The sequence below is a fragment of the Arthrobacter sp. zg-Y1171 genome, assembly GCF_025244845.1.
In the GTDB taxonomy this organism is placed as follows: domain Bacteria; phylum Actinomycetota; class Actinomycetes; order Actinomycetales; family Micrococcaceae; genus Arthrobacter_B.
The window spans coordinates 1,993,682-2,015,944 of record NZ_CP104264.1 but is presented as its reverse complement, the minus strand read 5'-3'; the positions used below and the strand labels follow the sequence as shown (position 1 = coordinate 2,015,944).

Below are 22,263 nucleotides of genomic sequence, written 5' to 3'. Positions count from 1 at the left end.
GGGGAAAATTCTAGAACATACTTTCGAACCCTCAGCCTAGCACCGGACCGCTGTACGTTACTTGAGCGGAACCCCGTGCGCATCGGTGCGGAAGGACTTGGCGTTGCAGAGAATCATCAGGCCTTCGACGAATCCCCAGACAGCTCCCATGCCCGTGAAACAGGTGAGGACAACTTGCGCGATGCCCACGCTGTTGTTGCCCAGGTAGAAGCGGTGGACGCCGAAGCCGCCGAGGAAAATCCCGAGGAGCCCGGCGGCGACGCGGGATTTCTGGGGCCGGTAACCGGACCCCTGCGGCGCATGGCCGAACTGGGCATGACCGTAGCCCTGGGCCTGCTGGTGGCCGGCAGCCGGATAACCCTGGCCGGGATACCCCGGGGCGGGCTGGTTCGGGTAGCCAGGGTTCGGGTAGCCCTGGACGGGATACCCCTGGGCCTGGTTCGGATATCCGGGTGAGGGATAGTGAGGTGCCTGCTGCTGCGGCTGCTGAGCCTGGGCCGCCGGCGGCGGGGTGGGCTCGGGTTTCTTGGGGGAGGCGTATTGCTCGTCCCACTCGTCGGACCACCGGTTTCCGTGGTTGTTTCCCTGGCCGGGACCGTTACCTGACATGGTTTCCTCCAACGTTTATTCGAAGCCATCCGGACCGGGTGTCGAGACTGCGCTTCCACTCCGGCGGCGAGCGCCGCAACCGTCCGGATATACCTGCTGCCTGCACTCTAACAGCCGCCGGAAACAGAAGCTTCGGACCCGCCGCCCCGGAGGGAGTTGCCCCTAGGCGCCCGCCCGTGCCCAGCCCGCGAGCCGGTCGCTGACTTCCATCCATCCGGTTTCCAGTACCTGTTCGCGGGGATGGGCGTCGTACCACTGGACGATTTCGCGGGCACCCTCGGAAAACGGAATGACTGCACGGTAATCCGGCACCAGGGATTTGATCTTGCTGTTGTCGAAGATGACCGAATGGCTCTTGTCGCCCAGCAGGCCCGGGCCCCGCCCCGGATCCAGCGCTGCAATGGTCTCGGAGGCCACGTGGACCAGGAGCGGCTCGGGGACGCCGGCGGCAGCGGCCAGGGAACGGTAGACGGCATCCCAGGGCAGGAACTCATCGGAGGTGATGGTGTAGCTTTCGCCGACGGCGGCGGGCCGGCCCAGAAGGCCCACGAAGGCCTTCGCGAAATCCCGGCTGTGCGTCAGCGTCCACAAGGACGTGCCGTCACCGTGCACCACCACCGGTAGCCCGGAGCGCATCCGGTGGATATCCGTCCAGTGTCCGGACAGCGGGACCATGGTGGCGTCATAGGTATGCGACGGGCGCACCACCGTCCCCGGAAAGCCCTCGCTCCGGTAGGCCTGCACCAGGATGTCCTCCCCGGCGATCTTGTCCCGGGAGTACTGCCAGAACGGGTTGCGCAGCGGCGTCGACTCCCGCACCGGCAGCCGCGCGGGCGGTTTCTGGTAGGCGGAGGCCGAGCTGATGAACACGTACTGCCCGGTCCGGCCGCGGTACAGCTCCACCGCCGCTGCCACATGCTCGGCGGTGAAGGACAGGAAGTCCGCCACGGCGTCGAACGTCCGGCGGCCCAGGGCGTCCCGCACGGCACCTGCATCCCGGACATCCGCGGCCAGGACCTCGACGCCGGCCGGCACCGGACGCAGCGCAGACACGCCCCGGTTCAGCACGGTCACCCGATGCCCGAGGCTGGAAGCGTGCGCGACGGCCGCGGCGCTGATTACGCCGGTGCCGCCGATGAAAAGCAGATCAAGAGCCGCGGGATGCGTCATTGCGGGTTTCCTTACGGGTTTCCTTGACTGGGGGCAGGAGCCGGGCTTAGGTGGAGGTGCCCGGCTCCGAACTGCACCAAGCCTAGATGAACGCACGGCAGGAAGGCACCGCCATGACAGAGAGTCCCCGCACCGTTGTCCCGGAACTGACGCTCGGCAACTCCGTACGGATTCCGCAACTGGGGTTCGGCGTCTTCCAGGTTCCGGCGGACCGGACGCAGGAAGTGGTGGAGGACGCCCTGGCTGCCGGATACCGGCATATCGACACCGCTGCAGCGTACGGCAACGAGGCCGGAGTGGGAGCGGCCATCGCAGCGTCCGGCATTCCGCGGTCCGAGATCTTCGTGACCACCAAGCTGCGCAACGGAGACCAGGGGAGGGCGAGGGCAGCGTTCCTGGACAGCCGGCGAGCGCTGAACCTCGACGTCGTCGACCTCTACCTGATCCATTGGCCGGTGCCCTCGCAGGGGACGTTCGTGCAGGCCTGGAAGGAACTCGAGGCCCTGTACCGGGACGGCTATATGCGCGCCATCGGGGTCTCCAACTTCCTCGCGGACCACCTGGATGCCCTGTATGAGCAGAGCCAGGTCCTGCCGGCCGTAAACCAGATAGAGCTGCATCCCGGATATCAGCAGGCGGCGCTCGCGGCCGACACCATTTCCCGCGGCATCGCGGTCGAGGCCTACAGCCCGCTGGGGCAGGGCCGGGAACTGGCCGGAGCGGAGGTGGCCGCGCTCGCAGAGAAATACGCAGCCACGGCAGCTCAGGTGGTGCTGGCCTGGCACCTGGGGTCGGGACGGATCGTCATTCCCAAATCCTCCGACTCGGCACGGATGCGGGAGAACCTGGCTGCCGCCGGGCTCGAACTGACGCAGGAGGAACTGGACCTCCTGGACACGCTGGAGGGAGGTCGCCGGATCGGTGCCGATCCGGCGACGGCGGACTTCAGCCAGTTCTGACCCGCCGGACAGTCTGGGGAGGATGGATGCGGCCGTCTCAGGAAGCACTGGATCTCCTGCACGCCATCGCCGACGTACTGCAGGACGGTCCGCTGACCGTGGGCACCATGTTCCGCAGCCCGGGGCTGCGTACCGGATCTAAGATCGTGGCCTTCCTCGGTTCCGGCGATTACCTGATCGTGAAGCTGCCGAAAGCCCGCGCCCGGGAGCTCATTGCTGCAGGCGCGGCAGGGCCGGTCACCATGGGTAAGCGCACCATGCGGGAATGGGTCGAGGTGCCGTCCGCCGCGGACCCGGAGTCCACGGCACGTCAATGGACGGCACTCACCCGGGAGGCGCTGGCATATGTCCGCAGCCTTCCGGGTTAGCTGACCTCATCTGGTATCCCGGGCGGTGCGGTCACCCAGGGTTTCCTTGCGTGAGTTGTTCGTGCGGCGGGTGACGGCCGAGGCCCAGACCCAGGTGGCCCGGCGCAGTCCGGCATCCTCCCAGAGCACCTGCACCGCCCGGGAGGACCAGCTGCAGGCTTCGCCCTTAACCCGCTCGGCAGCGCCGGGGAACCGGATCCAGGCCCAGACGGGCACGCCGGGCACCGACGTGGTGACCGGATTGTGCTCGAAGTCCAGCTCTTCCGGGGTAAGGCTGATCGGCTCGGCCCGCCGCGCATAGCGGGCCGCCAACCGCTCGGCGGCGTCCTGGTTCATACAAATAGAATATATGTTCGAATGCGGGTAACCGGCCCGGGTCCCTTCCCTGCTCCTGCGGGCGGCCGGTCCATGGTGCACAATAGGTGCCATGTGCGGACGGTACGTAATGGCAAGGGCGACGTCGGATCTGGTCTCGGCGTTCGCCGTCGAGCAAACGGTGGGACCGGATGTGCTGCCGTCCTGGAACGTCGCCCCCACGGACGACGTGCGGATCGTCACCGAGCGGTTCGCCAACGAAGCACCGGTGCGGCGGCTGGCGACGGCTAAATGGGGGCTGGTGCCGGTCTGGGCCAAGGACCCCAAGATCGGCTCCCGGATGATCAACGCCCGGCGGGAGACCATCCTGGAGAAACCGGCGTTCCGCAAGGCGGCCGTAAAGCGCCGTGCCCTGGTGCCGGCGGACGGCTACTACGAGTGGGAAAAGTCCGCGGACGGCAAGATCCCCACCTACCTCTACTCCGGGAAACAGGACCCGCTGGCCTTCGCCGGCCTGTACGAATTCTGGCCGGACCCGGCGCTGCCGGAGGACCACGAACACAAATGGCTGCTGAGCGTCACCATCATCACCACGAAAGCCACCGACGCCCTGGGCCACATCCACGACCGCACCCCGCTGATCATCCCGCCGGACCTGTACGCGGACTGGCTGGACCCGAAGCTGACCGACGGTGCCGACGTCGCCCAACTGCTGGACGCCGTGCCCGAACCCACGCTGACCCCGCGGGTGGTGTCGCGCGAGGTCAACTCGGTGCGCAACAACGGGCCGGAACTGATCGAGCCTGCGAGCGCCTGAACCCCGGTGAACCCCGGTGGATCACCAGGCGTAGTCCTCCGGCGCCGGGGAGTGCCCGGGAAAGATCTCATCCAGGCGGGCCAGCGTCCGTGTATCCAGGGGAACGTCCAGGGCCAGCAGCGCCTCGTCCAGCTGCTCCTGGGTCCGCGGGCCCACCAAAGGCGCCGTCACCGCGGGCTGGTGCAGCAGCCAGGCCAGTGCCAGGACGCCGGGCAGGATGTCCAGTTCCGCGGCCAGGTCCTCGTACTGCCGGATCTGGTCCCCGTGTTTCTCGAGCAGGTCCCGCACCCTGCCCTCGGCGCGCCGCCCGCCGCCGTCGGCCTCCTTCGCCAGAATCCCGCCGAGCAGCCCGCCCTGCAGCGGTGACCACGGGAGGATGCCGAGCCCATACTGCTGCGCGGCGGGGAGGACTTCCAGCTCCACGGACCGGTTGATCAGGTTGTAGATGCTCTGCTCGCTCACCAGCCCCGCGAAGTTCCGCCGGTTGGCGTTCTCCTGTGCCCGGGCAATGTGCCAGCCGGCGAAGTTGCTGCTGCCGCTGTAAATGATCTTGCCCTGCGCCACCGCCACCTCCATGGCCTGCCAGATCTCCTCCCACGGCGTGTTCCGGTCCACGTGGTGGAACTGGTACAGGTCGATGTAATCCGTCTGCAGCCGCTTCAGGCTGGCGTCGAGGGCGCGGCGGATGTTCAGCGCGGAGAGGTACGTGTCATTGGGGCGCTCGCTCATGGAGCCGTAGAGCTTGGTGGCCAGGACGGTGTCCTCGCGCCGCCCGCCGCCTTTGGCGAACCAGCGTCCGATGATCTGCTCGGTCCAGCCCTTACGCTCGCCCCAGCCGTACACATTGGCGGTGTCGAAGAAATTGATGCCGGTTTCCCGGGCGGAGTCCATGATGGCGTGGGCGTCCGCCTCGTCGGTTTTGGGTCCGAAGTTCATGGTGCCCAGGCACAGGCGGGACACGGACAGGCCGGAGCGGCCAAGATGCGTATATTCCATCGGGCCAGTGTGCTCCCCGTTACGTTGCGGGGCCAGCCGTCGGGCGGCGCTGGGGTAGCCTGAAAGCCAATTCCGGAACGGCAGGGAGAAGCAAGCACGTGGCTGAATCGTATTACCGCTCGCTGGGCAACGACGCCTATGAGGCAACCATCCATACCCAGGGCGCCTGGAATCCGCAGGAGCAGCACATGGCCCCCATTTCCGGCCTGCTGGCCCACTGCCTGGAGCAGTTCCGTCCACGCCCCGAGCTGCGCATGGCCCGGATCAGCTACGACATTTTCGGGTTGATCCCGCGCACCGCCTTCGAGGTGAAAACCTCCGTCCTGCGCCCCGGACGGACCATTGAACTGGTGCAGGCCGAGATGGTGGTTGACGGGCGCACCGCCGTCCGCGCCACCGCCTGGCGCCTGGCCCGCGGCTCGACGGCCGAGGTGGCTGCCGTGGAAGACGATGCCATGCCCGGTCCGGCAGAGGCGGGCACCCATGAGGGCATGACCGAGTGGCCCGGGGCGTTTATCGAATCCCTGGAGAAGCGGGCGCTGCCGGGGCTGCGCCCGGGCCGCGGCCGGGCGTGGCTGCGCACCCCGCACGAAATGGTGGAGGGTACGCCGACGTCGGACCTGGTCCGCCTCGTGGGCATGGCAGACACCGCCAACGGTATTTCCACCCGCGTGCCTCCGGGCGGGGACAGCTACATGTTCCCGAACGTTGACCTGCAGCTGCACCTGCACCGCGAACCCCGCGGGGAATGGCTGGGCCTGGACACCCGGGTGACGTTCGGTGCCGACGGCATCGGCCTGACTTCGACGGTCCTGCATGACCTGCAGGGCCCGTTTGGACGCAGCGAGCAGATCCTGACCGTCCGGCCGCTCGGCGGAGCGTAGGCGGTGCCCGCCGCCTTGGAAGTATTCCGGCAGGAGGAATCCCTGGGCGCCGCCGCCGACCTCGACTTCGCGCTCGCCATGCTCGACGCCGTCCGCAGCGGTGGGCTCGGCCCGGCCCTGCGGATTTACCGTCCCCGCCCCACGGTGGCCCTGGGGCAGCGCGACGCCAAGCTGCCCGGCTTCGCCGCGGCGCAGGAGGCCTGCCGCCGGCACGGATTCGAGCCCCTGGTCCGCAAGGCCGGCGGCCGGGCAGCCGCCTACCATGACGGCTGCCTGGTCCTGGACCATGTAGAGCCGGACGCGGATGCCCTCGCCGGCTCGAGACGCCGGTTCGCGGACTTCGGCGAGCTGCTGGCCGGCGCGTTCCGCAAGGTCGGGCTGACCGCAGGTGTAGGCGAAATCCCGGGGGAGTACTGTCCCGGGGAATTCACCGTCTCCGGCCAGGCATCCGGCGGGGAGCGGATCAAACTGGTGGGCACGGCCCAACGGGTGATTGCCGGCGGCTGGCTGTTTTCCTCGGTGCTGGTGGTGGACAACGCCGGCCCGCTGCGCCGGGTGTTGACCGACTGTTATGCCGAGCTCGGGCTGGGCTGGGACCCGCGCACCGCCGGAGCCGCCCGGGACCTGGCACCGGGACTGGACATGGCCCAGGTCCTGGATGCCGTGCTGGCCGCCTACGCCGGCTACGCACCCGTCGTCGACGAGGACTTCGCCGCACTGCAGGGGAGAGTTGCGCAACACTAGGGCCGCGTCGCTTCGTCCCGGCGGTTCCCGGCGATAGTGTTGATGCCGGTGAGCCGGCATAACCGGAGCGGCCATCAACATCTCGTAACAAAGGAATTCCATTGGGCTCAGACACCGTTGAAAATACTGCGCTGCGGCTGCAGGCGGTCCTTGAGATCCTCGCAGCAGAGGACCCGTCAGCTACCGGCAAGGTCAGCAGGGCAAAGGTACTCGGTGCCGCCCTGGACCGTGTGCCGCTCGCAGGACGCGAAGCGGAGGCCCTGGCCAGCGGCACCTCCCGCGGTGAGCGTGCCCTGGTGAATGCCACCACCAAGCTCGTCAAGGCGGGCTGGATCCTCAAGGAAGCCCGCTCGGGCTGGAGCATCACCAACGAGGGCCGCCGGGCCCTGAAGGACTTCCCGGAACCGGCGCACCTGTCGGCCGCCCTCAGCGGAAAGCCGGTGGCTGCGGCCGAAGCCGCTTCCCCGGCAGAGGAAGTAGTGGAAGAGGTCCTGCGCGACGCCGTCGCCGTCCCCTCCGCTCCGGCCGAGCAGCACGGCTCGCACCCGGAGACCGATATCCCGGAGCCGTCCTTCCCGCAGCCGGAGTCCGTGGCCCTCGCCGGCGATTTCGGTGCAGCGCTCGGCACCGAGGACTGGAATCCGGCCGGGGCACAGTTCGCCTTCGACCGCCATGACGAACTGTGGAAGCTCACGGTGGACCTGCCCGAAGGCACGTACACCTACAAGGTGGCCTTGAACGGTTCGTGGGAAGAGAACTACGGGTTCGACGCACACCGCGACGGCGGCAACATCGAGCTGTGGCATGCCGGCGGTCCGCTGACGTTCCTGTATGACCACGCCACGCACAACGTGGTCACCAAGGCAACCGCCTAGGACCGACGCGGCGTCGTGCCCGGACCCTCAACGGGGTCCACCAGGAATCCGCGGGGTTCCCGCACCCACCAGACCCGTTCGCGGCGCAGCTCCGCGGGCGTGGAAAAGCGGTAGCGGTAGACACGGGCACGGATCCAGCGGGGCGGCTCGCCGTCGAACGGGTCCCTGCGCAGCAGGCGCAGGGTCCGCCGGTCGGCGGTGAGCAGCTTCCGCAGCAGCACCGGGAACCAGGCACCCGAGGCGCCCAGGCCCAGGAACCACATCAGCCAGTCCAGCCGCAGATGATAGGGCGCAAACTGGCGCGGCATCCGGTGCGGGTCCCCGGGCTTGCCCTTGAACTCGTACTCCAGCCAGCGGGCGTCCGGCCCCGGCGGATCGTTGGTGCCCTCGATGACCACCTCGTTCCGGTGCCGCGTGATGCTGCCGAACGCCCCGTAGGCATTGGAGAGGTGCCAGCGGTTGAAGCTGGCATTCATCAGCTGGTCGCGGCGGACCAGATTCTTCAGCGGTGCCCACGCCCAGTACAGCACCGCCAGGGTCACGGCGCCGACGACGACGGCGAACGCCGCCGGGGTTGCCGCCGGATCCGGTGCGGCGAACTGTGCCTCCGGGAGCACCGCCTGCACCGCCGAATCGCTGATCGCCGTGCACGCGAGCAGGATGGTCAGCACGTTCAGCCAGGCGAAGTTCCCCGAAAGGACCAGCCAGAACTGGGTCACAATCACCACCGCCGCGGCAATCGACGCCACCGGCTGCGGGAAGAACAGGAAGAACGGCACCACCAGCTGGGCGAAGTGGTTGCCCAGCACCTCCATCCGGTGCAGCGGCTTTGGCAGGTGGTGGAAGAACCAGCTGGCCGGGTTCGGCATCGGCTGGGTTTCGTGGTGGTAGTACAGGGCGGTGAGGTCCCGCCACACCTTGTCGCCGCGCATCTTGATCAGGCCGGCACCGAATTCGAGCCGGAACACCAGCCAGCGGAAGGCCCACAGCACCGCGACCGGAACCGCGACGTCGTCCGAGCCGAGGAACGCGGCCAGGAACCCCGCCTCCAGCAGCAGCGATTCCCAGCCGAACCCGTAGAACGTCTGCCCGATGTTCACCACGGACAGGTACAGCCCCCAGATAAACAGGAAAGCTGCCATCGGCAGCCACCACGGCCCGGACTGCGGCACTCCGGCCACCAACAGGGCGGCGACGACGGCGCCGGCCCAGACCACTGCGAGCAGGAACCGGTCCGAATAGTGCCAGTGGAAGAGGGTGGGGATTCCCCTGCCCTTGATCCGGGCCAGGAACTGCGGGGCCGGGAGCAGGCCGTTTTCGCCGAGCAGCGCCGGAAACTGGGCGGCCGCGGAGAGGAACGCGATCAGGTAGACGGCGCCGATGCCGCGCTGCAGCACCTGTCGGGCGAACTCGTATCCTTCGGCGCTGAACCACTCCATGGCATGTCAGCCTAGCTCCAGCGGCGGGCCGGCGCCGCCCGTCCGGGGGCCCGGCTTAAATGTACTTATTGATGTACACCCAGCGTCCCCCGAGGTCTGCACGGAGGGCTTCGAGCAGGGTCGTGACGAGTTCGGGTGAATACCCGCCGGTGCCGGTATCAATAATGACCGCGAAGGACGCCATTGCCATGCAACTCCCCAGGTCCCAGTCACCGAATAGTCCCGTCCATGAGCAGTCGGGACAGGCAAGCCGAGGCTCGGGGCCGCCGTCGTACCATTCACTGACCAGCGGAACAATCAGCTCGAGCGGAAACTGGAAGGGGCAGCGCCGGCAAACGGGACCCTCGGTACCCTCACCGGCAAAGTAGTACTCCCGTTCGGCGACAAAACTGTAGCTTCCGTTGGCGTCTGCGGATGCCGCCAAGGTGCGCGGTCCGAAGGCGTCGGCGGGGTGCTTGTCGTAGTAGGGGTCGTAGACCGTAGGGTCGGCCATGCTCCAGCCGGTGCTGCGGAACCAGCTCCGTACCTGGCTGAATCGTGCCTCGCTTCCTTGCGCGTCTACGGAAAGGTCCAGCAGTTGTTCCCGGTTATCGCTCATGCCACACGGTAACGAATGCCGCCGGAAAATACCCGGAAGAGCAACAGGTTCCTCTTGCCTGCCCCTCGTCCTACGCTGGAACGGTGGCAGAACCCTCTGCCGCGGGAGGTGCCGGAAAATGACCGGATCGCATGTCCTTGCCCTCGTTGTCGCCCATCCCGACGACGATGCCTACGGGCTGGCGGGAACAGTGGCACTGCACGAAGATGATCCGCAGTTCCGCTTCGTCCTGGTCCACGCGACCGACGGCGGCGCCGGGCAGATCGATCCGTCCTATCCGCCGGTCAACGAGCCGCTCGGGCGGATCCGCCGGCGGGAAACGGACGCGGCCTGGACGGCTCACGGCCGGCCGCCGGACCGCCACGAGTGGCTGGACTACGACGACGGCGCGGTGGCCGAGGTTCCCTTCGCGGAACTCGAGGAACGGATCGGCGGCATCCTGGCGCAGGAGCGGCCCGACGTCGTCGCCACCTTTGGTCCCGACGGGCTCACCGGGCATCCGGACCACATCGCGGTCGGTGCGGCTACGGACGCGGCCTTCGGGCATCTGAAGGCCGACGGCGGACCGGGACTGCAGCGCCTGCTGCACGGCGGAGTGTGCCGCTCCACCTGGGACCGGTGGAACCGCAGCCGGATCCGGCACGGACTCCAGCCGTGGATCGAGGGGAGGGTGTATGACGTGCATCCGATCCCGGATGAGCTGATCGGGATCGAGGTTGATGTCGGCAGCGTGGTTCACCGGGTGGTGGCGGGCCTGATGGAGCACCGGACCCAGCGCCATGTGGTCTCCCCGGGGGTGCCGCCGGACGTGGAGGAAGACGTCCGCTGGGGACGCACCGTCAGCTCCGAGATGCTGGCCATCGCGTGGCCCCCGTGGCAGCCAGGGGGTGCGGTGCTGGGCGATGTCTTCGAGGGGCTGGACTAGACGGGCGTCGTATCCGTCTTCGGTTCCTTGCGGTGCCCGGCGGAGGGTCCCTTAGCGGGCGTGTATTGGTTCCGCCCGCCCGTGAGATGGCTTGGTCAGATTGTTTGCACGCAGTAGCGTTCTTCGGGTGAATGAGGAAGCTGAAGAACTTGAAGGCGGAAACGCCTCAGAGAGTGTCGTTCGTATTGGCGATACTGTCCGCAAACCGTGGCAGGAAAACTCTGCCACGGTTCAGAAATACCTGAAAGCTCTCCAAGCGGCTGGCGTTGACGTGCCCGAACCCCTGGGCAAGGATCACGATGAGCGGCATGTCATCGAGTACGTCGATGGTAAATCTGCGATGGACCAGTTGCCCCTAGGGCAGAATGACCTCCTGCGGATCGGTCGTTTGATTCGCCAAATTCACGATGCCAGCGAAGGATTTGGCCTCCCGGATACGACCGGATGGAACCTTCTGCTTCCTGCCGACAACGCGAACCTAATGTGCCACAACGACCTGGCGCCATGGAACCTCATCATGGGTGAACGGTGGGTATTCATCGATTGGGACGCCGCGGGCCCGAGTACGCGCCTCTGGGACCTTGCATATGCAGTGCAGTCCTTTGGAATGCTCTTTGAAGGCCAACCCGTTCCAGAGGCAGCCGCGAGGCTGCGTGCTGTTATCGACGGATATGAAGCTGACGAGGTCTTACGGGAAGCGTTGCCCGAAGCCCTAGGAAAGAGGACGGCGGCCATGCATGAGCTGTTGAAGTCCTCACATGAAACCGGATTCCAGCCTTGGGCAGAAATGTATGTCAGCGGACACGGCGATCACTGGCGCGGGGCGGCTGACTATGTCCTACGCAATAAAGATGCCTGGAAACGGGCCCTGGCTTAGATTGCTGTTGGCCTACAGAGACCCGATGCAGGATCCTTCAGCGGGCACGTCCCTTGCCAGGCGGGGGAATAACGACAGTTGAGGTAGCTAAAGGCTGGTGTGAGCATGGCGAGTACACCCAGGCCGATCTCGCTGGACTATTCCCAGTCTCTCGAACGACGATCTACCGAGAAGTGCAGCGACGAGCAATCGCGGCCATGCCACAGCCCCGTCAATAGAATTGGTTTGACTGCGGTGCGTTAACCGGCTGACACCACCGTCGTTTTTGTTCGGGGAAGACTCGTCAGTACCAACGCGCCGACGATCGCCGCAATTCCACCTACGGTCAGGGCGTAGGTCGCACCGGCGCCGTCGACGAGGAGTCCGCCCAAGCCGGCTCCGACGGCGATCGCGATATTGCAGACCGTCACGATGAGCCCGCCGATTTGTTCAAGCCGTGTCGGTGCAGTCCTGGCGCCCCAGCTGAGCACTGCGGTCGGGAGTCCGCCGAAACCAAACCCCCAGAGTGCGGCGGCGATGAAGAGGCCGGTGATTGATCCGCCGGCGAGGAGCATAACGAGCATTCCGAGCCCCAATACCGCAGGGAAGAGGAACACGGCGGCCCGAAGCGCACGGTCGGCCAGGGGGCCGCTGAGAACGGTGCCCAGGACGCTGGCGGCTCCGAACACGAGCAGCAGCACGGCCAGGCCGCCGGCATCGATTCCGGACACGGTTTCTGCCGCCGGGCGGATATACGTGAATCCGCCGAAGTGGCCGCCGAAGACCAGCAGGACCGCAACCAATCCCACCACGACCACTCCGGAGCGAAGGGTCGATCCGAGGGCGCGAAGCCCGCTCACCCCTGTAGGTCTGATGGCCGGCAGTGTGGCCGCCTGCACGAGCAGGGCCAGAGCCGCGACGACTGCGGCGATGGAAAAGACGGCCCGCCATCCCCAGATTTCCCCGAGCCAGGCACCGAGAGGTACGGCAACGATGGTTGCAACCGCTACACCGGCGTTGATGACGGTCAGCGCGCGGCCGAGATGGTCGGCGGGTACCAGGTGCGCGGCCATGGCGGTGGCCATTGCCCAGAAGCCGCCAAGGGCAACGCCGAGCAGGAGCCGCGCCGACAGAAGAATGAAAAGGCCGGGTGCCAGGGCAACGAGGATGTTGGAGAGGATGGCCAAGGCGGTAAGACCGATCATGACCCGCCGGCGATCGGTGCGGGGGAGGACCACGGCGATAAAGAGGGCCGAGAAAACAGCAGCGACGGCGGTCATTGTCACGCTTTGTCCTGCAGCACCGACCGATACGTCCAGGGTTCCGGCGATACGCGGAAGGAGGCTCGCGGGCAGGAACTCAGACATAACGATCGCGAAGATTCCAAGGCCGAGCGAGACAACACCGCCCCAGGAGGCTGTCTGGCCTGCTTTGGTGAGGTGTAAGGGGGTGGCGGTCATTGTGGTGATCCTTCTCCTAGAAGTGCAGCTCGCCGTTTTCGTCCCGGAGGGTTCCGGTTGGGCCCTCCGAGCCGTGGGTGGCGAGGCGCACAACGACTCGTGCGCTTTCTTCCGGTGGCCTCCCGATTCCGAAGCGGGCCGTCATTTCCGTGGCAGTGGTGCCGGGTTCGAGTGCGTTGAACTTGATGCCGGGGTGGGACTTGGCGTACTGCACGGTGAGCATGGTCGCCGCCGTCTTGGACGCCGAGTAGAGGGCGAGCGGCAGGTCGAACTCCGGTCGATCGGGGTTGGTGACCGCCCAGAAGGATCCGGCGCTGCTCGAGATGGTGACCACATGGGCGTTGGCGGACCTGCGCAGCAGGGGGAGTGCGGCCTGCGTGACGCGGACAATACCTACCGCATTGGTATCGAAGGCCCGGAGGGCGGAGGGGCCGTCCATCTCTGTCTCGAGGACGCCCGCGTTGTGCACCAGGACGTCGAGCCGGCCCTCGGCGGCATCAATGCTCGCGAGTGCGCTGCTGACTGAGGGGTCGTCCGTTACGTCGAGCTGCACGAATCGAGCGCCCAGCTCTGCTGCGGCTTTCTCACCCCGCTCGGCATCACGGGCACCTATGTAAACGACATGCCCCAACTCCAGCAGTTGCCTGGCTGTTTCGAATCCGATGCCCTTGTTCGCCCCGGTGATTAATGTGATGGTCAATTTTCTGTCCTCTCGGTAGGCTCAGCTCCAGCTGAGCCACTGCAACGCTACGAATGCCTGCTTTCACCGGCCAGAGCCCTGTCCAGCCGGGGGAGTGACAGGACCCCCTCTGCCGCTGTCCCAACCGCCCTGCCAGGTCCTAGGCTGGCTCCCATGAGTAAGACATCGAACGCCCTTGGCGACTATCTGCGGGCCAGGCGCGAGCTGGTAACACCGAAGCAGGCCGGCATCCCGGACATAGGTGTGCGTCGCGTGCCCGGACTGCGGCGCGAGGAAGTGGCCATGCTCGCCGGCATCAGCGCCGATTACTACCTGCGGTTGGAGCGTGGACGGGACCGGCACCCCTCCGTGCAGGTCCTCGAGTCCATCGCCCGCGTGCTCCAACTTGACGACGAGCACCTCGCGTACCTGCTCACGCTGGTCGCGGACGTTCCCCGGCAGCGCGTTCGCCGGCCGTCCAAGGAAACCGTTCCCGCTGGTGCACTCAAGCTGCTGGATTCGCTCGCCCAGCCCGCCTTCATCGAGGGCCGGTACTTTGACATCCTGGCCGCAAACAGCCTGGCGAAAGCGCTCTCACCGCGTCTTGATCTCGGGGGGAACCAGCTGAGGGACATGTTCCTCGACCCGGCCGAGCAGGCCCTTTATCCGGAGTGGGAAGTGGTGACGGAGTGCTTCATTGCGAACCTTCGGCAGTCCGTGGGCAAGGATGTCGACAATCCCCGTTTCATCGAACTCGTCGGAGAGCTTTCGCTGGCGAGCCCCTACTTCCGCCGAATGTGGGCACGGCATGAAGTGCGGGCCCAGAGAGGCACACCGATGCGCCTCAACCACCCGCAGGTCGGGGAAATGACCCTCAACCGGGAGCGCCTGGGCATCAACGGAGCGGACGGACTGATGCTCGTCATTTACCACCCCGACGCCGGCTCCGACAATGCTGAGAAACTTGCGCTCCTTGCCTCCGCGGCCTTCTCAACGAACACGAGCCAGGAACATCCGCAAACCGGCGCCGGGTTAACCAGGGAGTGAAACCGTGACTACTGTCGGCATCCTCGGCGCGGGCCAGGCCGGAGCAACGCTTGCCCGCGTGGCAACCGCGGCGGGCTACGACGTCGTTATCGCGAATTCGCGGGGACCTGAAACCTTACAGCGGCTGGTCAAGGACTTGGGACCGCGGGCACGCGCAGCCTACGCGGCAGAGGCTGCGGCTGCAGCTGACTTCGCCGTCACCGCGTTCCCGTACGCGCCCGGTGACCGGCTGCCGGTGCGGGAACTCGCAGGAAAGGTCGTGATCGATAACAACAATTACATGGTCTGGCGCGACGGGAACTTCCCCGACGTCGACTCCGGGCTCAAGACAGTCCATGAGTTACGTCAGGAACAGCTGCCCGCTTCGAAGGTCGTCAAGGCGTTCACTCACGTCCAGTTCCATGAGCGCTTCCACCTCCGTGTCCCCAGCGACGCGCTGCCGGCCATCATGCGGCTGGCGCGACCGGCCGGAGCACCTGACCGTAAGGCGCTGGTCGTCTCCAGCGACTATCCGGAGGCCGTCGAACTGGTGACCCGGTTCTATGACGATCTCGGATTCGACGCAGTTGATAACAGTCCCCTGAGCGAATCCTGGCGCAGCAGCCCCGGTACGCCGATGTGGCACCACCACGTCGATGGACAAAGCCGCGAGGAACTCATCCGCAATCTGCAGCGCGCTCAACGGTCCGTCATCTCAACCCCGGCAGCGGCTCAGGCGAAGGGGCCCACGCCTGCGTAAAAAGCTTCGGGAGGCAGGCTCAGCTGGTCCTTGACGGCTTGCGTGTCTGCATCCAAAAACTCGTGCGACCCCTTCACCAGGGCATCGAGCACATCCGAGATGATCACGCGGGGGTCGTTCTTGGGAATGTCCCAGCCCTTCATCATGTCGGTATCGGTGGAAGAGAGGTGCACGCCCATCACGTGTGTGCCCTGGCCGGCAAGCTCCAGGCGCGTGCTGTTGGTGAGCTGCCACTCGGCGGCCTTCGCGGCAGCGTAGGCACCCGCTCAACCAGCTGGATCACGAATTCCCGTCCCAGCCCCCTGTTCGCTCCGGTTACCAGCGCAACCGTCTCAGTCATGTTCATGGCGCTGACATGACTCCCTGAACGATGAGGCCGACGCCGGCGGCCAGCACGCCGACGCCCAGCACAGCCGCTCCAATCCAGAGAAGCATAATGGCTCCGTTGGGCCGTGCGGGATCCTGGCCGAGGACGGTGAGGAGAACGACGCCGGCGATGACCTGGTGAGTGCTGTCGAGCATGATGTCCTCTCCTGGTACTGGTCAGCCGTTTCGCCGCATCCGAGCCACTTCGGCTTCAATACGGCGATCCGATATGGCGGGACGGCCTGCGTAGACGGGGATCCCCGCAATGACTGCGGCGACAAGAGTTCCCAGGATCGGCCAGACCGGCCAGAAGTAGCCGTCCGGCGTCGTGAAGTACCAGATAGCGACCTGAAGGACCGCGAGCAGCAGCCAGAGACCGACCACCCCCTTGTAGATGGTCTTCGCGATGACGCGGCGGCGGGCGAGTTCGTACGATTCATTGGGCGTTGACATGGTGTGGTCTTCCGTTCTGATGTCGGCGTTGGGGCATCAACGCTACAAATCCCGCTTATCAGCGGCCAGTGCCCTGCACAGCCGGGGGTTTGACAGGACCACCTCTCCCGCATTTGCCTGGCGCACCGGATACTGGCCGTGTGCCGACGGAACTCCCGGATAGCCGGCACGTGAAAACCCGAACAGATAGGGAGCAACCATGAGGATTGTGGTGACCAGTATTTTTGTGGACGACCAAGATAAGGCACTGGATTTTTACACGCGGGTGCTGGGATTCGAACAGCGGCAGGATGTGCGGGCGGGCGGGGCGCGCTGGCTGACCGTGAGGGTGCCGGGGGAGGACGCCGGGGTGGAACTGCTGCTCGAGCCGACCGGGCATCCCGCCGTTGCGCCGTTCACGGAGGCGCTGGTAGCGGACGGGATCCCGTTCACTTCCTTCGCTGTGGACAGCGTCGAGGACGAATATCACCGGCTATTGGACCTGGGCGTGGCTTTCACTCAGCCGCCTACCCGGATGGGACCGATAACGACGGCGGTTTTCTCCGACACCGTGGGCAACCTCATCCAGATCGCGGATACGGCGGACTGAAGCAGCCTTAGAAGCGGAACAGGGAATTGATCTCCTGCTTGGCGTCGTCCACGTAGACCTCGGTGCGCTCGTCGAAGAACGAGACCCGGTCCTTGAGCTGCGCCGAATCCGGAAGCACCCGTTCAAACGACCAGGCCAGGTCCGTTCCCGCCGGATGCCCGGTCACCGACCAGTAGTTCGCCGTCCCCTTGTACGGGCAGACGGACCGGAAGCTCGATGCGTTGAGGACATCCCAGTCCACGTCCCTGCGCGGAAAGTAGGTCCGCGGCGGAAGCATGGTTTCGTACACGAGCAGCGGCTGCCGGGTCTCGGCCAGCAGTTGTCCGCCCAGATGCACCCGCACGGCTCTCGAGGAGTCCACGGCGTCGACCCGGTGGAAAGGATCCCGGGGGTGTCCCTCGACCACCTGGTCTTCCTCCAGCCACCGGTCGAACGCATTGAAGTCGAGCAGCACATACCCGCCAAGATCTGCATCATCCGGACGGAACCCGGCACCGGGCAGCTCATGCGCTCCTGCACGCAGGTCCAGTGGCTGGCCGGGGGCAGTGTGCGCGGAGAACGGGTAGCGCGGGTCCATCAGGGCGCCGGGCGGCACATCGGCCAGCGGATCGCCGTCGGGTTCCGAAGCAGCCGTCACCTCCGCTGAGATATCCCCGGCGGGTACGGCGTAGATAGGGGTGACCCGCCTCGGCTCGTAGGCCAGCACCGTATTGGTGGAATCCACCACGGTGTTGCCGCCGAGCTGCGCACGGATACGCCGAGGCGTGGGTTCATAGCGCAGCTCCGGCAGGAGCTTCCAGAAAGCGGGACTGATTTGCAGGGCCATAAGTTCAGTTTCCGGCGGGATAACACCCGATACAAGGGCCTGCGGATACGGTTGGCAAAGTCTTAACCCTTGAAGTGCATAAGCACCCAGCGCCCGCCGAGATCCGCCTGCAGCTGCTCCGTAAGATGCCGGGACAGTTCCTGCGGATCCGGGGTCTGGGAGTCCTGATGGATGATGACGGCCAACGCGGAAAGCACCAGGGACCAGCTCAGGTCCCAGTTCCCCCAGGGCGCCTTCCATGAACAGCTCGGACAGGTAAGCTCCGGTTCGCGGTGCGAGTCCAGCCACTCCTGAATCATCCCGGCAGCTTCGTCGAAGTCCCGGTATTCGCCGCATTCCCGGCACTGGGGCCCGCCCACAGACCCTGCGTAATAGAAATCACGGCCGGGAATGAAAGTGAAGACAAAGTGCGGCGAGCGGGAATCCAGCTGCTCCCTCAAACGGGGACCCGGCCCGTCGGAAATATGCTCGATGTGGCGCGGATCGTAGTTATCGGGTGCGGGTGCACTCCAGCCATTGGCACGGAACCAGTTCCGCACCTCGCACATCCGCGCTTCGGCAGAACTCTCGTCCACGGACAAATCCAGCAGCATCTCGCGGTGATCCCCCATGCGCATACCCTAACCCGGGCGGTCAAGGCATGCGCATGGAAGATCGCGGCGAGTCCTAGTGTCCCCGGTCGATCCATTCCTGCAGATGCGGACCTTCGGCGGCGATCGACGTCGAATCCCCGTGCCCGGTGAGCACCTTCGTCTCCGCCGGCAGCGTCAGCAGCCGTTCCCGGATGGACTCGATGATGGTCGGGAAATCGCTGTAGGAACGGCCGGTGGCGCCGGGGCCGCCGCTAAACAGTGTGTCGCCGCTGAAGACCACCGGCTCCGGAACGTCCTCGCCGGCGGCCAGCGAGAAGCAGACCGATCCGGGGGAGTGGCCCGGCGTGTGCAGGGCGCGCAGGGTATGGCCGGCAATCTCGAACGTGTCGCCGTCCTCGATCACATCGTCCGGTCCCTCGTCGGGGAACACGGCGTCCCACAGCATCCGGTCCGCGGCGTGCAGGAACACCGGGGCGCTGAAGCGGTCCCGGGCTTCGCCGACGGCGCGGATGTGGTCGTCGTGCCCGTGGGTGAGCAGGATGGCCATGACCTCCCGGTCACCCACGGCTTCGGCTACCGCGTTGATGTTGTGGGCGGGGTCGATGACGATCACCTGGGCGTCGTCGCCGACAATCCAGACGTTGTTGTCCACGCCCCAGGTGCCGCCGTCCAGGGAGAAGGTTCCCGAGGTGACCACGTTGTCGATGCGGAACATTACAGTTCCACCACCGAACGCAGGACCTTGCCGTCATGCATCTTGGTGAAGGCTTCCTCGATGTCGCCCAGGCCGATGCGCTCGGTGACGAAGGCATCCAGGTCCAGCCGGCCGAGCTTGTACTGCTCCACCAGCATGGGGAAGTCCCGGGAGGGCAGGCAGTCGCCGTACCAGGAGGACTTCAGGGAGCCGCCGCGGCCGAACACATCCGCCAGCGGCAGTTCGATCTTCATCTCCGGGTTCGGCACACCCACCAGCACCACGCGGCCGGCGAGGTCGCGGGCGTAGAAGGCCTGCTTATACGTTTCCGGGCGTCCCACCGCGTCAATCACGACGTCGGCGCCGAAGCCGCCGGTGAGGGCGCGGATGGCTTCCACCGGATCTTCGTCCTTGGAGTTGATGCCGTGCGTAGCGCCCTGGGCCATGGCCAGTTCGACCTTGGCCGGGTCGATGTCCACGGCGATGATGGTGGTGGCTCCGGCCAGCTTCGCGCCGGCGACGGCGGCAATGCCTACGCCGCCGCAGCCGATGACGGCCACGGATTCTCCGCGCTGTACGGCGCCGGTGTTAATGGCGGCGCCGATGCCGGCCATCACGCCGCAGCCGAGCAGGCCCACCGCGGCGGCGTCGACGTCGTCGTCCACCTTGGTGCACTGGCCGGCGGCCACGAGGGTCTTCTCGGCGAAGGCACCGATGCCCAGCGCGGGCGTCAGCTCGGTGCCGTCCTCCAAGGTCATCTTCTGCGTGGCGTTGGCGGTGTTGAAGCAGTACTGCGGCTCACCCTTGCGGCAGGCACGGCATTCGCCGCAGACAGCGCGCCAGTTCAGCACCACGCGGTCGCCGGGGGCTACCTCGGTCACGTCGGGGCCGACGGCGGACACGACGCCGGTGGCTTCGTGCCCGAGCAGGAACGGATAGTCATCATTGATGGCGCCCTGCTTGTAGTGCAGGTCGGTATGGCAGACGCCGCAGGTGAGGATGTCCACCAGCGCTTCGCCGGGCCCGGGATCCGGAACCAGGATGGTCTCCAGGGAGACGGGGGCGTTCTTTTCCTTGACGACTACGGCCTGAACCTTATGAACCATGAGTGTGCTGCCTCTTTCGATGTCCGGGCGGGACGCCTGAGTCCAGCATCCCGCTTCCCATCCTATGGACCCGGGGCGCTGGGAGCGAAGCGGGAATTACCCTTCCGCTCCCGGCTCAACCGTCAGGGCCTGCCGCCGGACCGGGTACCGTCCTAGCATGGAAGGCAGGAACGGGTCCGGAGTCTGCCGGCCGCCAACACCAGGAAGTGCCCCCATGCTAGGAACCCTGTTGTACGGAGAGCGGGATGTCCGGGTGGAGGATGTCCCCCGGCCGGCACTCCAGGAACCCACTGACGCCATCCTGCGAGTGGTGGCGGCCTGCGTCTGCGGATCGGACCTGTGGCCGTACCGGGGCATCGACCCGGTGCGCCGCCCGCGCCCGATGGGGCATGAATACGTGGGCATAGTCGAAGAAACCGGGGCAGCGGTTTCGCTGATCCGGCCGGGCCAGTTTGTGGTGGGCTCGTTTTTCGCCTCCGACAACACCTGCGAGATCTGCGCCGCGGGGTATCAGAGCCGGTGTGTCCACGCCGCCGGCGTCGGCGGAGCGCAGGCCGAGTATCTGCGTGTTCCCCTCGCGGACGGCACACTCGTGGCGACGGCGGACCCGCCGGATGCAGACGTGATCCCCTCACTGCTCGCCGCTTCGGACGTGCTCGGGACGGGCTGGTTCGGTGCGGCGGCGGCCGAAGCCGGGCCCGGCAAGACAGTTGCGGTTGTGGGCGACGGCGCGGTGGGTCTCCTGGCCGTGCTGGCCGCCCGGCAGATGGGCGCCGAACGGATCATCGCCATGAGCGGCCACGCGGACCGTCAGGAACTGGCGCGGGAGTTCGGAGCCACGGACATCGTCCAGGAACGCGGCGACGACGGCGTAGCAGCGGTGCGCGAACTGACCGGCGGGCTGGGCGCCCACAGCGTCGTGGAGGCAGTGGGGACCCAGGCCTCGATGCTGCAGGGTATCGGCTGCACCCGCCCCGGCGGCCATATGGGCTACGTGGGGGTGCCGCACGGCGTGCAGCTGCCCGGGGAACAGCTCTTTTTCGCGGAGATTCACCTGCTGGGCGGCCCGGCACCGGTGCGCCGGTTCCTGCCCGAGCTCATGGGGTTGATCCTGCAGCGCAAGATCAACCCGGGGAAGGTCTTTACCCTGGAGCTGCCGCTGGGCGAGGCCGCGGAAGGCTACCGGGCCATGGATGAACGGCGCACCATAAAGGCCCTGCTGCGTCCCTGACTCACCGCCCGGCAGGTTCCCACCCGCGGCGCTAGAAGTCTACGTAGGTTCCGGTTGGAACGGTTCCGCTGAAGTCCGTTGCGGGACCGAAGCGTCCGTCGAGTCCACATTCCTGCTGTGAACCGGAAAACGACATCAGGTTGAACCCGTATGTCACATCGTGTGACTGGCCCGCCGGCAAGGTTAGTTGGAATACCGACTGTCCGGCACGCCAGCTGGCGGTTTCGAACGCCAGCGGGGTGACCTCGGTCCGCACTGCGGGGAGGATCGCGCTGAGCGGTATCGTCCCCTTGGAAGACGCCTGGCTGGTCACGGAACGTTCACTGGTGAGCGCGACAGGTGCAGTGACCGTGGAACTGTTCGTGAGCGTTGCCGTGCCGACTGTTTCCCGGCTTGTGGTGGACCCGGTGAAGGTGGTTGATGTGGACCCGGGTTCACATTCGGTGACAGCCGCTGAGGCCGGTGCCGCAAAAACCGCGGAACCGGCGATCAGTCCGGCTGTCGACAAAAGGACGGCGGTCCGCGTCGTCGTGGTCTTCATCTCGCTCCTTCGTGTCCCGGTAGTACCGTTCCCTCTGGAAGAGCCCCCACACTACTACTCAGTAACCGTGAGTCAAGCACGCGGTTCCGCCGTCCGCCGGGCCCGAGGGGCCTACCGCCTAGAGGCCGAGGCGGGACTTCACCTCGGAAGCGGAAGGGTTGGTGGCCGCGGAACCGTCCGGGAAAATCACGGTCGGGACGGTCTGGTTGCCGCCGTTGAGCGAGGCCACCAGCTCCGCAGTACCTTCCACGTCCTCGATGTTGACCTCGGTGTAGCCGATGCCCTGGGCATCCAGCTGGGACTTCAGGCGCCGGCAGTATCCGCACCATGAGGTGGAGAACATGGTGATGGTTCCGGTTGCGGGGGTGAAAGCTTCAGCAGTGG

General features: G+C 66.3%; 29 protein-coding genes. 12 read left to right on the top strand and 17 right to left on the bottom strand.

From position 1 onward, the window contains the following. Positions 1–57: 57 nt before the first annotated feature. Together N2L00_RS09430 and N2L00_RS09425 are read right to left on the bottom strand one after the other, a co-directional pair. The gene (locus N2L00_RS09430) at positions 58–609 is read right to left on the bottom strand and encodes a TM2 domain-containing protein (protein WP_255766398.1); all 552 of its coding nucleotides are present in this window, start codon (positions 607–609) and stop codon (positions 58–60) included. 162 nt (positions 610–771) lie between these two features. Beyond that, positions 772–1,779 carry an NAD-dependent epimerase/dehydratase family protein gene (locus tag N2L00_RS09425; protein ID WP_255766397.1) on the bottom strand — a complete coding sequence of 336 codons (1,008 nt, stop codon included), beginning with the start codon at positions 1,777–1,779 and terminating at the stop codon, positions 772–774. A gap of 113 nt (positions 1,780–1,892) precedes the next feature. On the opposite strand from N2L00_RS09425, the gene N2L00_RS09420 reads away from it, so the two are divergent. Continuing rightward, positions 1,893–2,738: an aldo/keto reductase gene (locus N2L00_RS09420; protein ID WP_255766396.1), complete on the top strand. Its 846-nt coding sequence runs from the start codon at positions 1,893–1,895 to the stop codon at positions 2,736–2,738. A gap of 26 nt (positions 2,739–2,764) precedes the next feature. Then, positions 2,765–3,106, top strand: coding sequence for a hypothetical protein (locus tag N2L00_RS09415; protein WP_255766395.1), 342 nt, complete (start codon positions 2,765–2,767; stop codon positions 3,104–3,106). Positions 3,107–3,112: 6 nt separating this feature from the next. Here the strand turns inward: N2L00_RS09415 and N2L00_RS09410 are convergent, their stop codons facing one another. Further along, positions 3,113–3,442 carry a hypothetical protein gene (locus N2L00_RS09410; protein ID WP_255766394.1) on the bottom strand — a complete coding sequence of 110 codons (330 nt, stop codon included), beginning with the start codon at positions 3,440–3,442 and terminating at the stop codon, positions 3,113–3,115. Between the two features lie 91 nt (positions 3,443–3,533). Between N2L00_RS09410 and N2L00_RS09405 the strand changes: the two genes are divergently transcribed. Continuing rightward, positions 3,534–4,238, top strand: coding sequence for an SOS response-associated peptidase (locus tag N2L00_RS09405; protein ID WP_255862909.1), 705 nt, complete (start codon positions 3,534–3,536; stop codon positions 4,236–4,238). Positions 4,239–4,259: 21 nt separating this feature from the next. Here N2L00_RS09405 and N2L00_RS09400 read toward each other — a convergent pair whose 3' ends face one another. Next, the gene (locus tag N2L00_RS09400) at positions 4,260–5,234 is read right to left on the bottom strand and encodes an aldo/keto reductase (protein ID WP_255862910.1); all 975 of its coding nucleotides are present in this window, start codon (positions 5,232–5,234) and stop codon (positions 4,260–4,262) included. Between the two features lie 98 nt (positions 5,235–5,332). Here N2L00_RS09400 and N2L00_RS09395 point away from each other — a divergent pair, with 98 nt between their 5' ends. The 3 genes from N2L00_RS09395 (at position 5,333) to N2L00_RS09385 (ending at position 7,737) form a co-directional block, all read left to right on the top strand. Next, the gene (locus N2L00_RS09395; protein ID WP_255766391.1) at positions 5,333–6,118 is read left to right on the top strand and encodes a thioesterase family protein; all 786 of its coding nucleotides are present in this window, start codon (positions 5,333–5,335) and stop codon (positions 6,116–6,118) included. Between the two features lie 15 nt (positions 6,119–6,133). Continuing rightward, on the top strand, positions 6,134–6,862 hold the full coding sequence (locus tag N2L00_RS09390) for a lipoyl protein ligase domain-containing protein (RefSeq protein ID WP_255766390.1): 729 nt from the start codon (positions 6,134–6,136) through the stop codon (positions 6,860–6,862). A gap of 101 nt (positions 6,863–6,963) precedes the next feature. After that, on the top strand, positions 6,964–7,737 hold the full coding sequence (locus tag N2L00_RS09385) for a winged helix-turn-helix domain-containing protein (protein WP_255766389.1): 774 nt from the start codon (positions 6,964–6,966) through the stop codon (positions 7,735–7,737). Here the strand turns inward: N2L00_RS09385 and N2L00_RS09380 are convergent. Continuing rightward, on the bottom strand, positions 7,734–9,176 hold the full coding sequence (locus N2L00_RS09380) for a lipase maturation factor family protein (RefSeq protein ID WP_255766388.1): 1,443 nt from the start codon (positions 9,174–9,176) through the stop codon (positions 7,734–7,736). The two genes, N2L00_RS09385 and N2L00_RS09380, sit on opposite strands and share 4 nt — an antisense overlap. 55 nt (positions 9,177–9,231) lie before the next feature. After that, positions 9,232–9,774, bottom strand: a complete 543-nt coding sequence (locus N2L00_RS09375; protein WP_255766387.1) for a hypothetical protein — start codon at positions 9,772–9,774, stop codon at positions 9,232–9,234. 118 nt (positions 9,775–9,892) lie between these two features. On the opposite strand from N2L00_RS09375, the gene N2L00_RS09370 reads away from it, so the two are divergent. Further along, positions 9,893–10,699, top strand: a complete 807-nt coding sequence (locus N2L00_RS09370; RefSeq protein WP_255766386.1) for a PIG-L deacetylase family protein — start codon at positions 9,893–9,895, stop codon at positions 10,697–10,699. Positions 10,700–10,826: 127 nt separating this feature from the next. Continuing rightward, positions 10,827–11,576 (top strand): phosphotransferase, encoded by a 750-nt coding sequence (locus N2L00_RS09365; RefSeq protein WP_255766385.1) that lies wholly within the window; start codon positions 10,827–10,829, stop codon positions 11,574–11,576. Between the two features lie 239 nt (positions 11,577–11,815). On the opposite strand, the gene N2L00_RS09360 is transcribed toward N2L00_RS09365, so the two are convergent. After that, positions 11,816–13,015 carry an MFS transporter gene (locus N2L00_RS09360; protein ID WP_255766384.1) on the bottom strand — a complete coding sequence of 400 codons (1,200 nt, stop codon included), beginning with the start codon at positions 13,013–13,015 and terminating at the stop codon, positions 11,816–11,818. Positions 13,016–13,031: 16 nt separating this feature from the next. Then, a complete protein-coding gene (locus tag N2L00_RS09355; protein ID WP_255766383.1) occupies positions 13,032–13,715 on the bottom strand; it encodes an SDR family NAD(P)-dependent oxidoreductase in 684 nt (227 codons plus the stop codon). Between the two features lie 153 nt (positions 13,716–13,868). On the opposite strand from N2L00_RS09355, the gene N2L00_RS09350 reads away from it, so the two are divergent. Beyond that, positions 13,869–14,741 carry a helix-turn-helix domain-containing protein gene (locus tag N2L00_RS09350; RefSeq protein ID WP_255766382.1) on the top strand — a complete coding sequence of 291 codons (873 nt, stop codon included), beginning with the start codon at positions 13,869–13,871 and terminating at the stop codon, positions 14,739–14,741. A gap of 4 nt (positions 14,742–14,745) precedes the next feature. Further along, on the top strand, positions 14,746–15,480 hold the full coding sequence (locus N2L00_RS09345; protein WP_255766381.1) for an NADPH-dependent F420 reductase: 735 nt from the start codon (positions 14,746–14,748) through the stop codon (positions 15,478–15,480). Here N2L00_RS09345 and N2L00_RS09340 read toward each other — a convergent pair. From N2L00_RS09340 to N2L00_RS09330, 3 genes are all read right to left on the bottom strand, one after another. Then, entirely contained in the window at positions 15,453–15,653 is a 201-nt protein-coding gene (locus N2L00_RS09340) for a hypothetical protein (protein ID WP_255766380.1), read from the bottom strand. The genes N2L00_RS09345 and N2L00_RS09340 overlap by 28 nt on opposite strands. Positions 15,654–15,822: 169 nt before the next feature. Continuing rightward, positions 15,823–16,002: a hypothetical protein gene (locus tag N2L00_RS09335; RefSeq protein ID WP_255766379.1), complete on the bottom strand. Its 180-nt coding sequence runs from the start codon at positions 16,000–16,002 to the stop codon at positions 15,823–15,825. Between the two features lie 21 nt (positions 16,003–16,023). After that, positions 16,024–16,299: a hypothetical protein gene (locus N2L00_RS09330; RefSeq protein WP_255766378.1), complete on the bottom strand. Its 276-nt coding sequence runs from the start codon at positions 16,297–16,299 to the stop codon at positions 16,024–16,026. A 199-nt stretch (positions 16,300–16,498) separates the two neighbouring features. Here N2L00_RS09330 and N2L00_RS09325 point away from each other — a divergent pair, with 199 nt between their 5' ends. Next, on the top strand, positions 16,499–16,888 hold the full coding sequence (locus tag N2L00_RS09325) for a VOC family protein (protein ID WP_255766377.1): 390 nt from the start codon (positions 16,499–16,501) through the stop codon (positions 16,886–16,888). Positions 16,889–16,895: 7 nt separating this feature from the next. On the opposite strand, the gene N2L00_RS09320 is transcribed toward N2L00_RS09325, so the two are convergent. The 4 genes from N2L00_RS09320 to N2L00_RS09305 all read right to left on the bottom strand — a co-directional run bounded on the left by N2L00_RS09320 (position 16,896) and on the right by N2L00_RS09305 (position 20,107). Then, on the bottom strand, positions 16,896–17,714 hold the full coding sequence (locus tag N2L00_RS09320) for a DUF427 domain-containing protein (RefSeq protein WP_255766376.1): 819 nt from the start codon (positions 17,712–17,714) through the stop codon (positions 16,896–16,898). Between the two features lie 62 nt (positions 17,715–17,776). Beyond that, entirely contained in the window at positions 17,777–18,325 is a 549-nt protein-coding gene (locus tag N2L00_RS09315) for a hypothetical protein (protein WP_255766375.1), read from the bottom strand. Between the two features lie 55 nt (positions 18,326–18,380). After that, positions 18,381–19,022 (bottom strand): MBL fold metallo-hydrolase, encoded by a 642-nt coding sequence (locus tag N2L00_RS09310; RefSeq protein ID WP_255862911.1) that lies wholly within the window; start codon positions 19,020–19,022, stop codon positions 18,381–18,383. Beyond that, the gene (locus tag N2L00_RS09305) at positions 19,022–20,107 is read right to left on the bottom strand and encodes an S-(hydroxymethyl)mycothiol dehydrogenase (RefSeq protein WP_255766373.1); all 1,086 of its coding nucleotides are present in this window, start codon (positions 20,105–20,107) and stop codon (positions 19,022–19,024) included. The genes N2L00_RS09310 and N2L00_RS09305 overlap by 1 nt, the downstream gene beginning before the upstream one ends. Positions 20,108–20,321: 214 nt before the next feature. Here N2L00_RS09305 and N2L00_RS09300 point away from each other — a divergent pair, with 214 nt between their 5' ends. Beyond that, a complete protein-coding gene (locus tag N2L00_RS09300) occupies positions 20,322–21,338 on the top strand; it encodes a zinc-dependent alcohol dehydrogenase family protein (protein ID WP_255862912.1) in 1,017 nt (338 codons plus the stop codon). A gap of 31 nt (positions 21,339–21,369) precedes the next feature. Here the strand turns inward: N2L00_RS09300 and N2L00_RS09295 are convergent, their stop codons facing one another. Together N2L00_RS09295 and N2L00_RS09290 are read right to left on the bottom strand one after the other, a co-directional pair. Next, a complete protein-coding gene (locus tag N2L00_RS09295) occupies positions 21,370–21,879 on the bottom strand; it encodes a hypothetical protein (RefSeq protein ID WP_255766371.1) in 510 nt (169 codons plus the stop codon). A gap of 118 nt (positions 21,880–21,997) precedes the next feature. Beyond that, entirely contained in the window at positions 21,998–22,222 is a 225-nt protein-coding gene (locus N2L00_RS09290; protein ID WP_227933722.1) for a mycoredoxin, read from the bottom strand. Positions 22,223–22,263: the final 41 nt, after the last annotated feature.

Bases quoted from the DNA above. Each gene is read 5' to 3' on its own strand.
- N2L00_RS09430 (WP_255766398.1), bottom strand. From the start codon at position 609: ATGTCAGGTAACGGTCCCGGCCAGGGAAACAACCACGGAAACCGGTGG.
- N2L00_RS09425 (WP_255766397.1), bottom strand. From the start codon at position 1,779: ATGACGCATCCCGCGGCTCTTGATCTGCTTTTCATCGGCGGCACCGGC.
- N2L00_RS09420 (WP_255766396.1), top strand. From the start codon at position 1,893: ATGACAGAGAGTCCCCGCACCGTTGTCCCGGAACTGACGCTCGGCAAC.
- N2L00_RS09415 (WP_255766395.1), top strand. From the start codon at position 2,765: ATGCGGCCGTCTCAGGAAGCACTGGATCTCCTGCACGCCATCGCCGAC.
- N2L00_RS09410 (WP_255766394.1), bottom strand. From the start codon at position 3,442: ATGAACCAGGACGCCGCCGAGCGGTTGGCGGCCCGCTATGCGCGGCGG.
- N2L00_RS09405 (WP_255862909.1), top strand. From the start codon at position 3,534: ATGTGCGGACGGTACGTAATGGCAAGGGCGACGTCGGATCTGGTCTCG.
- N2L00_RS09400 (WP_255862910.1), bottom strand. From the start codon at position 5,234: ATGGAATATACGCATCTTGGCCGCTCCGGCCTGTCCGTGTCCCGCCTG.
- N2L00_RS09380 (WP_255766388.1), bottom strand. From the start codon at position 9,176: ATGGAGTGGTTCAGCGCCGAAGGATACGAGTTCGCCCGACAGGTGCTG.
- N2L00_RS09375 (WP_255766387.1), bottom strand. From the start codon at position 9,774: ATGAGCGATAACCGGGAACAACTGCTGGACCTTTCCGTAGACGCGCAA.
- N2L00_RS09370 (WP_255766386.1), top strand. From the start codon at position 9,893: ATGACCGGATCGCATGTCCTTGCCCTCGTTGTCGCCCATCCCGACGAC.
- N2L00_RS09360 (WP_255766384.1), bottom strand. From the start codon at position 13,015: ATGACCGCCACCCCCTTACACCTCACCAAAGCAGGCCAGACAGCCTCC.
- N2L00_RS09350 (WP_255766382.1), top strand. From the start codon at position 13,869: ATGAGTAAGACATCGAACGCCCTTGGCGACTATCTGCGGGCCAGGCGC.
- N2L00_RS09335 (WP_255766379.1), bottom strand. From the start codon at position 16,002: ATGCTCGACAGCACTCACCAGGTCATCGCCGGCGTCGTTCTCCTCACC.
- N2L00_RS09330 (WP_255766378.1), bottom strand. From the start codon at position 16,299: ATGTCAACGCCCAATGAATCGTACGAACTCGCCCGCCGCCGCGTCATC.
- N2L00_RS09325 (WP_255766377.1), top strand. From the start codon at position 16,499: ATGAGGATTGTGGTGACCAGTATTTTTGTGGACGACCAAGATAAGGCA.
- N2L00_RS09320 (WP_255766376.1), bottom strand. From the start codon at position 17,714: ATGGCCCTGCAAATCAGTCCCGCTTTCTGGAAGCTCCTGCCGGAGCTG.
- N2L00_RS09315 (WP_255766375.1), bottom strand. From the start codon at position 18,325: ATGGGGGATCACCGCGAGATGCTGCTGGATTTGTCCGTGGACGAGAGT.
- N2L00_RS09310 (WP_255862911.1), bottom strand. From the start codon at position 19,022: ATGTTCCGCATCGACAACGTGGTCACCTCGGGAACCTTCTCCCTGGAC.
- N2L00_RS09305 (WP_255766373.1), bottom strand. From the start codon at position 20,107: ATGGTTCATAAGGTTCAGGCCGTAGTCGTCAAGGAAAAGAACGCCCCC.
- N2L00_RS09300 (WP_255862912.1), top strand. From the start codon at position 20,322: ATGCTAGGAACCCTGTTGTACGGAGAGCGGGATGTCCGGGTGGAGGAT.
- N2L00_RS09295 (WP_255766371.1), bottom strand. From the start codon at position 21,879: ATGAAGACCACGACGACGCGGACCGCCGTCCTTTTGTCGACAGCCGGA.
- N2L00_RS09290 (WP_227933722.1), bottom strand. From the start codon at position 22,222: ATGTTCTCCACCTCATGGTGCGGATACTGCCGGCGCCTGAAGTCCCAG.